Genomic DNA, 12,978 nt, shown 5'->3' on the forward strand with positions numbered 1-12,978 from the left:
CCTGGAGGAGTCCGCGCGGTGGCGCGTTCAGCGGGCCACGGCCGCCGACATCGCATGCAGCCGCAGCGCCAGTTGAATCTCGAGCGCCCTGGCGGGTGACTGCCAGTCGGGACCGAGCAGCCGGCCGATCCGTTCCAGCCGCTGAGCCACCGTGTTCACATGGACATGCAGGTCCTCCTTCGTACGGGCCGGGCTCATGCCGCTCGCGAAGTACGCGTCGAGCGTGCGGACCAGATCGGTGCCGCGCCGCCGGTCGTACTCGACGACCTGGCCCATGGTGCGCTGCACGAACCCGTCGATGTCGCCGGGGTCGGCGAGCAGCAGACCGAGGAATCCCAGGTCCTGCGCCGCCGCACCCTGACCTGACCTGCCGAGCAGCCGCAGCGCGTCCAGGCAGCGCCGCGCCTGCTCGTACGCGCCGGCTATCGGGCCCGGATCGCCGGCAGGCGCGGCGACGGGAGAGGACGCGCCCACGGTGACCGACTCCCGGAGTGTGCCGCCCAGTTGTCGCGCGGTCTGGCGGGCCAGATCGGAAGCGCTGTCGCCGGGGCCCAGCGGCAGCAGCAGCACGGCTCCGCCGTCGCGGGCCGCGGCCAGTCCCGACCGGGTCGCGGCCAGATGCGAGGCGGCGGCCAGCAGCCGCTGACGGTCCGCGGTCTCCCGTGCGGCGGACGCACCGTCGCCGGTGTCCCGGTCCGGCGCGCCCGCGCCCGGTCCGTCTATTCGGGCGGCCAGCACGACATGAGGAACGTCGAGGTCGGCTCCGAGCCGGGCCGCCCGCTCCCGGAGCAGCCGGGGGTCGCGGTCCGGTGCGTCGAGGAGATCGTCGAGCAGCTCGCCCCGAACACGCTGTTCGGCGTCGTGCGCGGAGCGGCGGGCGAGCAGCAGCAGCGAGGTGACCATCGCGCCGCGCTCCAGGGTGCGCCGGTCGACCGGGTCGAGGTCCGGATGGCCGCGGAGCACCAGCGCGCCCAGCAGCTCGCCGCCGGCCGAGACCGCCGCCACCCAGCCGTCCCCCTGCCGTACGGCCCGGCCGTCCGCGCCGGTCGCGTCGGGGTCGTCGTCCGTGAACTCGACGGTGCCGTCCAGGACTTCGGACAGCGCGGCCGCCACATCGTGGACGCCGCCGCCGCGCAGCACGACCTCGGTGAGCCGGTCGTGGACCTCGGAGGCGCGCTCTATGACGCCGCTGTGGTCCCGGATGATCTCATTGGCGCGCTCCAGCTCGGCGAGCGCGGAGCGGGTCTCCGCCAGCAGGTTCGCGGTGTCGATGGCGACGGCGGCATGAGCGGCGAAGGAGGCGAGCAGCGCGACCTGCTCCCGCTCGAACACCCGCTCCCGGCGATCTGCCGCGAACAGCACGCCGATGACCTGGCTGCCGAGCATCAGCGGCACGCCGAGGATCGCGACAAGCCCCTCCTCGCCCACCGCCGTGTCGATGGCCCGGGTGTGCTCGAAGCGTGGGTCGTCGAAGTAGCTGTCGGTGACATAGGGACGCGCGGTCTGCGCCACCAGCCCGCCGAGCCCCTCCCCCATGCCGAGACGCAACTGCTGGAAGCGCGCGGACACGGATCCCTCGGTGACCCGCATATAGGTGTCGCCCGCCGACGAGTCGTTCAGGCTCAGATACGCGACCTCGGTGCCGAGCAGCGACCGGGCCCGCTGCACTATCGCCCGGAGCACGGCGTCGAGGTCCCGCAGTCCTGCCAGATCGTGCGCGGTCTCGAAGAGCGCGGAGAGCTCCGCCTCGCGTCTGCGCCGGCCCTCCAGCTCGGCGCGCACCCGCAGCGCGAGCTGCTTGGCGTGCTCGAGGCCGGCGAGCGCGTCGGGCCCGGCGCCGCTCGCGCGGGCGAGCAGCACCGGCCGGTCGTACGCCTCCGCGGCGGCACCGCGTGCGAGGAGCTCCAGGTAGGAGGCTTGATCGTGGGACATGGACACAGGATTACCTGCCGGACGGGTCGTGGCACAGCCCTGTGGACGACGGAGCCGATGTGGACAACCGCGTCACCCGGCGTGCGGCCCGAACAACCCGGCCCGAGCGCGGCCCGAACAACCCGAGCGGCCCGGCCGTCAGTGCGCGGTCCAGCCGCCGTCCATGGCGAGCGAGGTGCCGGTGATGAACGATGCCTGCGGGCTGCACAGATACAGCACCGCTTCCGCGACCTCCTCCGGCTCGACGAGCCGCTTGATCGCGGAGTCCTTGAGCAGTACGTCCGCGAGGACCCGCTCCTCGGCCACGGAATGGGCCGCGGCCTGGTCGGCGATCTGCTTCTCGACCAACGGGGTGCGCACATAGCCGGGATTGACGCAGACCGAGGTCACTCCGTGCGGGGCGCCCTCGAGTGCCGCGGTCTTCGAGAGTCCCTCGAGGCCGTGTTTGGCGGCCACATACGCGGACTTGAAGGCCGATGCGCGCAGCCCGTGCACGGACGAGATATTGACGATCCGGCCCCACCCCTGGGCGTACATGTGCGGCAGCGCGCCTCTGATCAACCGGAACGGCGCTTCCAGCATCACGGTCAGCACGGTGTGGAAGACGTCCGGCGGGAACTCCTCGATGGGCCGGACCAGTTGCAGCCCGGCGTTGTTGACCAGGATGTCCGCACCGGCCGCCGCCGCCTCCGCCGCGTCGAGATCGGTGAGGTCCAGGACCTGCGGCTCCACGGCACCGGCCGTGCCCGCACTGAGCGCGGCGAGGTCCTCGAGCCCCTCCGCGTCCCGGTCGACGGCCCTGACCTTCGCTCCGGCGGCCGCGAGCCGCAGCGCACAGGCACGGCCGATGCCGCCGGCCGCCCCGGTCACGAGTGCCGTACGGCCGCCGAGATCGAGCTCGACCGTGGGAGAGACAGGAACAACACCGGGGGCGGAGGGCGGTGTGGAGGGCGAGGTCATGCTTGGAACCCTAGGCAGCGATCATCCGCCGACCGATGTGGTCAGCACCCATACTTCATTGCTCCGCAGTGGGCTGGAACCATGCCGGTCCCTCATTCAGCGCCTGCTTGATCCGGAAGAGCGCGAGCTCCGTCAACTCCGGCAGCGCATCCACCGGAAACCACGCCACTTCCAGCGACTCGTCGTCGTTGACCCGCGCCTCGCCGCCGACCGCCCTGCAGCGGAAGGTGATGTCCATGTACTGGCAGAGGTCGCCGTTCGGATACGTCACCGGCCTCGGCAACCCCTGGACGAGTACGACACGCTCGGCGACACAGCGCACCGCCGTCTCCTCGTACACCTCCCGCACGGCGGTGGCCGCCGGTTCCTCGCCAGGTTCCGGAATCCCGCCGATGATCGACCACTTGCCAGTGTCGGCGCGCCGCCCCAGCAGGACCCGCCCGTCGTCGTCGAAGACAATCGCGCTGACGCCCGGCAGAAGCAGCAGCTGATGGCCGGCGCCGGCGCGGATCTCACGGATGAAGTCAGGGATGGCCATGGCTTCGACCCTAACCGCCAGTCGGGAACGCCCGCTGGCTATCCGGCATCCGCCGGTCCCCGCGCCCCTTCGACCGGTACTTCGCTCGTCGCCTCGGCCGTGCCCGCCCCGGTGCTTTCAGCCGTGCCCGCGCCAATGCTCTCGCCCACGGCCGCGCCGTCGCCCGTGACGCCCGCGGCCGTCCCCTCGCCGCCCTGAGCCGTCGCCTGCCGCCGCGTCCGTACGACCCGGGCCACGGCCCAGCCCACGCCGCCCGCCGCGACCAGAATCAGCACGATCTCCGGCCATGTGCCGAGCCGCGTCGCCGGAGTGAGCGAGGAGCGCAGCGGCACCTCCGCGACCAGCGCGTCCGGAGTGAACATCCCCGTCTTCTGGACGATCTTCCCGTCCGGCATGATCACCGCACTGACACCGCTGGTGACGGGCACGACCACGGACCGCCCGTGTTCGACGGCCCGCACCTGCGACATCGCCAGCTGCTGATACGTCATTTCACTGCGGCCGAAGGTGGCGTTGTTGCTCGGTACGGAGATGAGCTGCGCGCCGTGCGTGACGGTGTCCCGTGCCGCGTCGTCGAACGCCGCCTCGAAGCAGGTGACAAGACCGACCTTGGTGCCGGCCAGATCGAAGACGCCCACCTTGTCGCCGGGGCCGAAGTCGCGCCGGACCCGGTCGACGTCGGCGCTGAAGAGCCGTACGACCGAGCGCATCGGGATGTACTCGCCGAACGGCTGCACATGGCGCTTGTCGTACGTGTCGACGGGACCGCGCTCGGGATCCCACTCGATGAGGGTGTTGCGCAGCTTGCCCGTGTCGGGAGTGAGGACGGCGCCGACGACGGTCGGCACGCCGATCGCCTTCACGGCCTCCTCGATGCGCAGCCTGGCGTCCGCGTTGCGGTAGGGATCGAGGTCCGAGGAGTTCTCCGGCCACAGCACGAAGTCCGGCTGCGCCACCTTCCCCGCCTTCACATCGGCCGCGAGTTCTTCGGTGCGGCGCACGTGGTTGTCGAGGACCGCGCGCCGCTGCGAGTTGAAGTCGAGGCCGAGGCGCGGCACGTTGCCCTGCACCGCGGCGACGGTCGCGGTGCCGTCCTCGGCGGAGTCGTCGACGAGCGGCAGCGCGGCGAAACCGGCCGTGACCGGCACGAGAACGGAGAGCAGCGCTGCTGCCATCGGGCCGCGCGGCAGCTCACCGGCGCGCCGGTACGCGAGGACCCGGCGCACCGTCTCGTACAGGCCGAATCCGCACACCACGACCGCGAAGCCGAGCAGCGAAGTGCCGCCCAGCGCCGCGAGCGGCAGGAAGAAGCCTTCCGCCTGCCCGAAGGCGATCTTGCCCCAGGGGAAGCCGCCGAACGGCATCCTCGCGCGGACCGCCTCACCGACGATCCACACGGCCGCGCCCCACACCGGCCACACCGGAAGCCGGCTGACGGCGGCGACGCCCATGCAGGCGAAGGCGACGAACAGCGCCTCCACGGCGGCCAGTGCCACCCAGGGCAGCGCGCCGACCTCCTCGCCGGTCCAGACGAGCAGCGGCAGCAGAAAACCGACGCCGGTGAGATAGCCGAGCCCGAGCGCGGGCCGGAGCCGGCGTCCGTACAGGGTCCAGCCGAGCAGGCCGAAGGCGGGCAGCGCCAGCCACCACAGCGGGCGGGGAGGGAAGCTCAGATACAGCATCACCCCGGCCAGCGCTGCGGCCCCGGGCCGCACGAGCCGTCCCAGCATCGGCCGGCCTGCGGCGGGGGCGGGCGGTGGGGCGTCGACGGAGGTGATGGTGGCGCTCACCTGCCGGAGTCTACGGCGGTGACCTGTGCCACCGGGAGCCCGGTAGGGCGCTGCCGGCACTCGGCGGGCGGTGGTGGCCGCTCTGCGACCGGTGGGTCGGCGGATCGTTCCTGCGCAATCTGTCCACAAACCCGTGTCACTGCCGTTACCGTGTGCGCCAGCCTTGCCGCCCGACGCTGGTCGGCTGCCGCGGCAGGGCCCGTCACAGCTCGGGGGGTCGACGGGATGGCTGCACCGGACGGCCGGTCGGCGGCACGGGAGCGCGGCAGCGCCACCGACGTCGCCGGCGTTGTCGTCCTCGGCGGGTGCGCCGTGTGGTCGCTGATCAGCGCGGTCGGGCGGGAGGCCAGGCCCGAAGGTGTGCTGCTGGCCGTGTTCGCCGTCGCCGCCGGGTACGCCGTCGGCAGGATCAGCGGCACGCTGCTTCCGGTCGCCGCCGCCTCGGCCGCGGCACTCGCCGCCCTCGGTCTCGCGATCGCCTCACGCCAGGGCGTTCCGGGCGCGAACGCGGGCGCACCCGAACAGCCCGGGCACACCGGCGCCGCCGCCGCGCTGCTGGTGCTCGCCGCGGGCGCCGCCTGTTGCGCCGCCGCGGCGGCCCGGCCCGCCGGGCTACGACTCGGCCTGCGGATGCTGGCTCTCGCCGTGGCCTGCACCGCGCTGGCGCTCGGATCCGTCCCGGCTTTCGCAGCCGCGCTCGGCGTGCTGCTCTGCTCGCTCGCGGCGATCCGGATGGACCGGCGGTCCGTGGCGCTCGGCGGTCTGGCCGTCGCGACCGGCCTTGTGGTGGCGACCTCGTGGGGCATTGCCGAGGACGCTCTGCCGGACGGGCTCACTGTCTCGCTGGAGGGGCAGCTGACCCAGAACCGGGTGGCGCTGTGGCAGGACGCGCTCGCGCTGGCGAAGGACGAACCGGTACGCGGCGTGGGCCCGGACCGCTTCGGCCAGTTGAGCACCACCGCGCAGCAGTCGCTGGGCTCCGACGGCAAGCCGCACTCGGCCTCGCTGCAACAGGCGGCCGATCAGGGTGTGGTGGGCGTTGCGCTGTTGGGGGCCGCGTTCTGCTGGATGCTGTACGGGCTGTGGCGCTCGCCGCGCTCCACTGCGGTGGTACTGAGTGCGGGCGCGGCGCTCACCGCGCTCGCGGTGCTGGCGAATCTGGGGAACGCACTGAGTTTCGCGCCGGTGACGGCGGGCGCCGGATTGCTGGCCGGTCTTGCGACGGCGCGCGTCGCGAGCGGCGGGTCTTCGGAATCGGGTGATCACACGCTGTCGACCGCCGAGGACATACCCGCGCGGTGAGGGCCCTTCGGTGGCTCAGGCTTCGGCGGGCTTGCTCGTCCCGGCCGGACGCAGCCCGTCCCGGATCGCCCGCACCGCCGCTTCCGCGTCGTCGACCGTCACCGTGAAGGTCCTGCCGTCACCGAGTGTGACGATGATGCCCTCGCCGCGGCGCACGACGACGGCCGTGCCCTGCTCCGGACGCCAGCGATAGCCCCAGCCGCCCCACTGCCGCGGAGTGACCTGCGGCGCGAACTCCGCGCCCACGACATGCTCCAGCGGGATCCGGCGGCGCGGCAGGCCGATGTGGCCGCAGCGGACCTCGACGCAGTCGCTGTCCACCTTCACCGCCACATGGACGAAGGCAAGCGTGCCGTAAAGGATGAACAGTCCTGCCGCGACGCAGCCGATCACGGACATCAGCAGCGGAGCGATGCCCGAGGTCCAGGCCGAGTCGACGGCCAGCTCGATGCCGAGCGCCATGCAGGCCGCTCCCGCCAGGGCGAGGAGCCACTGCATACGGTTGGTCGCACGGCCGGTCCAGACCGCGGGCTTGTGCTCCGCGGCGGGGTTCGTGTCGTGTGAGCGGTCCGTCATGCCAAGCAGAGTACCGAGCTTCCGACGGGTCAGCATGGGGTCGGCAATCTGGATCACGTGGAGTAATTCACGGGCCAACGGCGGCCTGGAGCAAGGCCCGAGCCGGTGACCGTCAGTGCGCGGGGCTCACTGTCTGCAGCATCCGGCCCTCGGCGTAGTGCATCGCCTGCTGGGGAAGCACGGACTCGCGGCCGCTGAGCAGCACCCGAAGGCGGCCGACGGGCTCGGCGTCGGGAACGGGCAGTTCGCCGATACGGCGCAGCGCCTGCGCGGCGACAGCCCCGGCCGAGCCGTGCAGTTCCACGGGCTCGCCGACCGCGGCACGGATGCGCTCGGCAACCAGCTCGTAGTGGGTGCAGCCCAGGACAACGGCCCTTACATCGCGCGGCGTGAGCGCGGCCGCTGCTGCCACCGCCTGGTCGATGGCGCTCTCGTCGGCCTGCTCGACGGCGTCCGCGAGACCGGGGCACGGCACTTCGGTGACGTCGACGGAGTCGGCGAAGTCGCGGATCAGTCCGCGCTGGTAGGGGCTGCCGGTGGTGGCCGGCGTGGCCCAGATGGCGATCGGGCCGCCGCCTGCCGACGCCGGCTTGATCGCGGGCACCGTGCCGATCACCGGGATCGCCGGCTCCAACTCGGCCCGGAGCGTGGGCAGTGCGTGCACCGAGGCGGTGTTGCACGCGACGATCAGCGCGTCGGGACGGTGGCCGACGGCGGCCCTGGCCACGGCGAGCGCGCGCTCCGTGACGCCGTCCGGCGTACGCGGCCCCCACGGCATGCCGCCGGGGTCGGAGGAGAGCACAAGATCGGCGTCGGGCCGCAGCCGGCGTACCGCCGCTGCCGCCGCAAGGAGGCCGATTCCGGAGTCCATGAGGGCGATCTTCACCCGGTCACCATAGTCGACCGCCCTTGCGCCACCGGTGCGGTGGGGCAGACTGCGGCGAATGAGCGCCATTGCCTGGATCGCCGTCGGATCGCTGGCCGCATGGGGGTGGCTCCTGCTGGGGCAGGGCTTCTTCTGGCGTACGGATCAGAGGCTGCCTCGCCGCGAAGCCCCCGCCTCCTGGCCGGATGTCGCCGTCGTCGTGCCCGCGCGCGACGAGGCCGAGGTGCTGCCGCTGAGCCTGCCGTCACTCCTCGCGCAGGACTATCCCGGCCGGGCCGAGATCGTGCTGGTCGACGACGGCAGCACGGACGGCACCGGAGAGCTGGCGCGCGCACTGTCCGCACGCCACGGCGGGCTGCCGCTGCGAGTGGTCTCTCCCGGCGAGCCCGAGCCCGGCTGGACCGGAAAGCTCTGGGCGCTGCGGCACGGGATCGCGCTGGCCCGGGAGCGAGCGCCCGAGTATCTGCTGCTGACCGACGCCGATATCGCGCACAGCCCTGACAGCCTGCGCGAGTTGGTGTCCGCCGCCCGCACCGGTGGCCTCGATCTCGTCTCGCAGATGGCTCGTCTTCGGGTGGCGAGCGGCTGGGAGCGCCTGGTGGTACCGGCGTTTGTGTACTTCTTCTCGCAGCTCTACCCCTTCCGGTGGGTCAACCGGCCGGCGGCGCGGACAGCGGCCGCCGCGGGCGGCTGCGTTCTGCTGCGTACGGAGACCGCCGAGCGGGCGCGCGTGCCGGAGTCGATCAGGCAGGCGGTGATCGACGATGTGTCGCTGGCGCGGGCCGTGCAGCGCTCCGGCGGCCGCATCTGGCTGGGGCTGGCCGACCGGGTGGACAGCGTGCGGCCCTATCCGCGCCTTGCGGACCTGTGGCGGATGGTGTCGCGCAGCGCGTACGCCCAACTTCTGCACAGCCCTTTCCTGCTGGCCGGGACGGTGGTGGGCCTCGCGGTCATCTATCTCGCGCCGCCCGTCGCGCTGTGCGTCGGGGTGTTCGGGCACGACACGGTCGCCGGCTGGGCCGGAGGCCTGGCGTGGGCGGTGATGACGGCGACGTATCTGCCGATGCTGCGCTACTACCGCCAGCCGCTGCTGCTCGCGCCCGTGCTGCCGTTCACCGCGCTGCTGTACCTGCTGATGACGGTCGACTCGGCCGTACAGCACTATCGCGGCCGGGGAGCCGCCTGGAAGGGACGTACGTACGCACGTCCCGAGGCGGCTCCCGACCGGTGAGGCGCTACTTCCTGCCGGGCGTCCAGTTCATGCCCCAGCCATAGGCGTAGTCGATGGTGCGCTGCGGGCTGACTCCTCGCTCCGGAACGAGGAAGCGGGCCTCGCGCTGGACGACGAGGTCCGAGCCGGTGTTGGTGATCAGCGCCAGGGCGCAGACGGTGGACGGCACGGTGCACTCGCCGAGCGAGAAGTCGATGGCGGCGCCGTGCTGCGGCTGGAGGGTGACCGTGGCGTCGAGATCGGCGAAGCTGCGTGCGCCCTGGTAGATGGTCACGAAGATCACGACTCGGCGGAGCCGGTCCATGTGGTCGAGATTGATGGTGAGGTTCTCGCCGGAGGTGCCGCCGGTGCGGTCGTCGCCGTCGAGATGGATGTACGGCGGCTGGTTGAGCGATCCGAAGGCGTTGCCGAGCGCCTGGACGACGCCCTTCTGGCCGTCGGTGAGTTCAAAGAGCGCGCACAGGTCGAGGTCGAGGTCGCCGTGCATGGCGACGGCCCGGCCGAGCTTCGCGCCCCAGCCCTGGAACTGCTTGCGCACCTGCCAGCTCAGGTTGACCCGCATCGCGCCGGACGTGCCGCCCTGCTTGGTGAGCGAGACGGACGGCGTGTCCTTCGTCAGCGTCACCTTGGTCAGGCGTACGGGCGCGGACGGCGGAGCCGACGGAGGAGCCGGAGGGGCGGCGGGCGGCGGTGTCACAGGGGCGGCCGCGACGGGTGCCGGGGGCGCGGGTGCGGTGGCCGGGGCCGGGGCTGCCTGCTGGGGCTCGTCGACCGTGATGCCGAAGTCCGTCGCCAAGCCCTCGAGTCCGGTGCTGTAGCCCTGCCCCACGGCCCGGAACTTCCACGCGCCCTGCCGCCGGTAGAGCTCGCCGAGCACAAAGGCGGTCTCGACACTCGCGCCCTCGCTGTCGTACCGGGCGATCTCGGCCCCGGACGCCGCGTCCATGACCTTGATGTACAGCCCGGGCACCTGGCCGAAGCTGCCGGCGTCGGCCGATGCCGCGAGCACGACCTTCTCGATCGCGGGCTCCACACGCCCGAGGTCGACCCACACCAGATCCGTCACGCCGTCGCCCTCGGACTTCTTGCCTTCGTGGCGTACGGATCCGGAGGCGTGCGACGGCTGGTTGTAGAAGACGAAGTCCGCGTCCGAGCGGACCTTGCCCGAGTCCGCGGCGATGAGCAGGGCCGAGGCGTCGACATCGGGCACTGAAGAGCCTGCACGCCAGCCCAACTCGACGCGTACTTGCTGCGCCTGCACCGGTGTATTGGCTCCCTTAAGCATGGACATGCTCGCCCCCAACGCGCGTCACGAAGTCCCGACAGTTCATCTGCCCGCCAACCTATTCCTCAGAGCGCCTGCGACGCCCCTGCCAACCGGGAGTAACCCGCTCTCAGCTTGCCCTTTACACGATCCGAACGAAGTCCGGCGACCGTTTTCCCCAGTTTCGCTCGCATTGGGGATCCTGAGCCACTCGCATCTCCAGAAACAACCCTCTTATCGGGCTCCCCAACCAGCACATCGTGGGCTTAACTTATGTTCCATGACCTCCCCCCGCTCCACCTACGGCGGCGGCTACTACTCCGCTCCGTCGTTCCCCGACACCCCGATCTACGACTCCCTTGTCGCCGAGCGGGGCACGCCTCAGATCGCCCCGATCCGAGTGCCTTCCGCGTACGAGTCCACCGGCAGCTACCTGCCGGCGCTCCCCGCGGCTCTGCCCGCCCTCCCGGCGGCCCCCTCCGCACATCAGGCGCCTGGTTACGGGTACCCGCAGCCGGCCCGCCCCTCTTACGGCTACCCCCAGCAGGCGCAGCAGCCGATGCCCCTGCAGCAGGCGGCCGCTCCGTACATTCCGCAGCAGCCCTCGGTGCCTCGCGGCTACCCGGGCCCCCAGCCCCATCCGCAACAGCAGCAGCGGCCCGCGGGCACCGGCTACGAGGCGATGCGCCCGGCGGCGGCCCGCCCCGCGCCCGCCCCTGCGCCGAACGGCTACCAGGACCAGTACAACCGTCCGTACCAGGGCCAGTACCAGGGCCAGGGGTACTGACCGGCAGGATGTCAGCGGTGACTGGCACCATGGCCGTATGGCCAATCCAGTTCTCCGTTCCCTCCATGTCCACCCGGTCAAATCGGTGGCGGGGTACGCGCCCGGCGAGGCGGCCGTAGAGCCGTGGGGACTCGCCGGCGACCGTCGGTGGACGCTGATCGACGCCTCGGCGAAGGTGGTCACCCAACGCCAGCAGCCACGGCTGGCGTTGGCCCGTGCCGAGGCATTGCCGGACGGCGGGATCCGGCTGACCGCGCCCGACCGTGAGGCGCTGACCGTCGCCGTTCCGGAGCCGGTCGGCACGATCCCGGTCGACGTGTTCGGGGACAAGGTCGAGGCGGTGCCCGTCGAGGGGCCCGTGGACGACTGGTTCAGTGGTTATCTCGGCGCAGAGGTGCGGCTCGTCCATCTCGACGACCCGGCCACCCGGCGCCCCTTCAGCCCGGACTACGCGCTCCCGGGCGAGACGGTCCATTTCGGCGACTCGTCTCCGCTGCTCGTCACCACATTCGCCTCGCTCGATGCCCTCAACTCCCTGATCGCGCAGGGTGATCATCCGGACGAGGGCCCGCTGCCCATGAACCGATTCCGGCCGAACGTGGTGGTGGACGGCACGGCTCCCTGGGCCGAGGACGAATGGAAGCGGATCGCGATCGGCGAGGTCACCTTCCGGGTGGCCAAGCCCTGCGGCCGCTGTGTGATCGCGACGACCGACCAGCGGACCGCCGAGCGCGGCAAGGAACCGCTGCGCACGCTGGCGCGCCATCGCCGCTTGGCGGACCGGGTGGTGTTCGGTCAGTGCGTCGTACCCGAGCGGACCGGCGTCATCCGCATCGGCGACCCGGTGCGTGTGCTCGACTGACCCGACGGGCTGATCCCGACGGCTGATCCCCAGGACTGATCCCGACGGCCCCGTGGCTGATCTCCGCCAACGGGAACATCCAGCGGCGGCAGGCTCGTTGGACGAGCGGGTGACGTTCCTCTCTCTTCGGGCGACGCGCGCTTGTGCCGCGCCGTACGGGGCTATCACGGACGCAGAAGGGGGTGCAGGACTGTGCGAACCGCCGCAGGCGTCTGGCGCTGGCGCCGCAATCCCCTGCGCCGCGCGACCGATCTCGCCGAGGCATGGGTGGCGCTGGTCGCGGCGCTGCTTCTGGTCACCGCGGCACCGGCCATCGGCTGGATCGCCGGCAGTCTCACCGACGAGTCCTTGCGGCAGTCGGTCCGCGTCCAGCGCCAGCAGCGTCATCCGGTCACCGCGACGGTGCTGAAACCGGCTCCGAAGCCCAGACCCGGTGCGTACGACCCCGAGTCCTCGGCCACCCGCGAGCGCCGGCGGGCGGTGGTCGCCAAGTGGCGGGCGCCGGACGGCAGCAGGCACACCGGCGCGGTCTCCACCGAGCTGCGCACCGTGCGCCCCGGCGACACCTTCACCGTGTGGACCGACGCCGCGGGCCGCGTCGTCGGCCGCCCCATGGATGCCGCGACCGCCCAGGTGCACGCGGTGCTCGCGGGGATAGGCGCCGCGTTCGCCTCCGCGGGGATCTTCGAAGGCGCCAGAAGACTGATCGTTTGGCGGCTCGTCCGGCGCAGATACGCACGCTGGGACCGGGCGTGGGCAGCCGCGGGGCCCGACTGGGGCCGCACCGGCGCGGGCAGCTGACCGCTCACGTCTCGTCAACTCCCGCGCCTCGCGCGCGCTACGGTGGTGC

General features: G+C 72.1%; 12 protein-coding genes. 5 read left to right on the top strand and 7 right to left on the bottom strand.

The annotated features are described in order from the left end of the window. Positions 1 to 27 precede the first annotated feature (27 nt). From ACH4YL_RS02130 to lnt, 4 genes are all read right to left on the bottom strand, one after another. Entirely contained in the window at positions 28 to 1,932 is a 1,905-nt protein-coding gene (locus ACH4YL_RS02130) for a helix-turn-helix domain-containing protein (RefSeq protein ID WP_398503868.1), read from the bottom strand. Positions 1,933 to 2,070: 138 nt separating this feature from the next. After that, positions 2,071 to 2,892, bottom strand: a complete 822-nt coding sequence (locus tag ACH4YL_RS02135) for a 3-hydroxybutyrate dehydrogenase (protein ID WP_398503870.1) — start codon at positions 2,890 to 2,892, stop codon at positions 2,071 to 2,073. Positions 2,893 to 2,947: 55 nt separating this feature from the next. Further along, positions 2,948 to 3,430, bottom strand: a complete 483-nt coding sequence (locus ACH4YL_RS02140; protein ID WP_398503872.1) for an NUDIX hydrolase — start codon at positions 3,428 to 3,430, stop codon at positions 2,948 to 2,950. Between the two features lie 38 nt (positions 3,431 to 3,468). Continuing rightward, positions 3,469 to 5,220, bottom strand: coding sequence for an apolipoprotein N-acyltransferase (lnt, locus tag ACH4YL_RS02145; RefSeq protein WP_398503874.1), 1,752 nt, complete (start codon positions 5,218 to 5,220; stop codon positions 3,469 to 3,471). Positions 5,221 to 5,445: 225 nt separating this feature from the next. On the opposite strand from lnt, the gene ACH4YL_RS02150 reads away from it, so the two are divergent. Then, positions 5,446 to 6,522 (top strand): O-antigen ligase family protein, encoded by a 1,077-nt coding sequence (locus ACH4YL_RS02150; protein ID WP_398503876.1) that lies wholly within the window; start codon positions 5,446 to 5,448, stop codon positions 6,520 to 6,522. A 15-nt stretch (positions 6,523 to 6,537) separates the two neighbouring features. Here ACH4YL_RS02150 and ACH4YL_RS02155 read toward each other — a convergent pair whose 3' ends face one another. Continuing rightward, the gene (locus tag ACH4YL_RS02155; protein ID WP_398503878.1) at positions 6,538 to 7,098 is read right to left on the bottom strand and encodes a hypothetical protein; all 561 of its coding nucleotides are present in this window, start codon (positions 7,096 to 7,098) and stop codon (positions 6,538 to 6,540) included. Between the two features lie 112 nt (positions 7,099 to 7,210). Then, positions 7,211 to 7,984: a glutamate racemase gene (locus ACH4YL_RS02160; RefSeq protein WP_398503879.1), complete on the bottom strand. Its 774-nt coding sequence runs from the start codon at positions 7,982 to 7,984 to the stop codon at positions 7,211 to 7,213. A gap of 58 nt (positions 7,985 to 8,042) precedes the next feature. Here ACH4YL_RS02160 and ACH4YL_RS02165 point away from each other — a divergent pair, with 58 nt between their 5' ends. After that, positions 8,043 to 9,215, top strand: coding sequence for a glycosyltransferase (locus ACH4YL_RS02165; protein ID WP_398503881.1), 1,173 nt, complete (start codon positions 8,043 to 8,045; stop codon positions 9,213 to 9,215). A gap of 4 nt (positions 9,216 to 9,219) precedes the next feature. On the opposite strand, the gene ACH4YL_RS02170 is transcribed toward ACH4YL_RS02165, so the two are convergent. Then, positions 9,220 to 10,506 carry a TerD family protein gene (locus tag ACH4YL_RS02170; RefSeq protein WP_398503883.1) on the bottom strand — a complete coding sequence of 429 codons (1,287 nt, stop codon included), beginning with the start codon at positions 10,504 to 10,506 and terminating at the stop codon, positions 9,220 to 9,222. Between the two features lie 253 nt (positions 10,507 to 10,759). Between ACH4YL_RS02170 and ACH4YL_RS02175 the strand changes: the two genes are divergently transcribed. The 3 genes from ACH4YL_RS02175 to ACH4YL_RS02185 all read left to right on the top strand — a co-directional run bounded on the left by ACH4YL_RS02175 (position 10,760) and on the right by ACH4YL_RS02185 (position 12,929). Continuing rightward, positions 10,760 to 11,266: a DUF6643 family protein gene (locus ACH4YL_RS02175; protein WP_398503885.1), complete on the top strand. Its 507-nt coding sequence runs from the start codon at positions 10,760 to 10,762 to the stop codon at positions 11,264 to 11,266. A 37-nt stretch (positions 11,267 to 11,303) separates the two neighbouring features. Beyond that, on the top strand, positions 11,304 to 12,128 hold the full coding sequence (locus ACH4YL_RS02180; RefSeq protein ID WP_398503887.1) for an MOSC domain-containing protein: 825 nt from the start codon (positions 11,304 to 11,306) through the stop codon (positions 12,126 to 12,128). Positions 12,129 to 12,320: 192 nt separating this feature from the next. Continuing rightward, entirely contained in the window at positions 12,321 to 12,929 is a 609-nt protein-coding gene (locus ACH4YL_RS02185; protein ID WP_398503889.1) for a hypothetical protein, read from the top strand. Positions 12,930 to 12,978: the final 49 nt, after the last annotated feature.

The sequence above is a fragment of the Streptomyces sp. NPDC020681 genome (assembly GCF_044334895.1).
Lineage (GTDB): Bacteria > Actinomycetota > Actinomycetes > Streptomycetales > Streptomycetaceae > Streptomyces.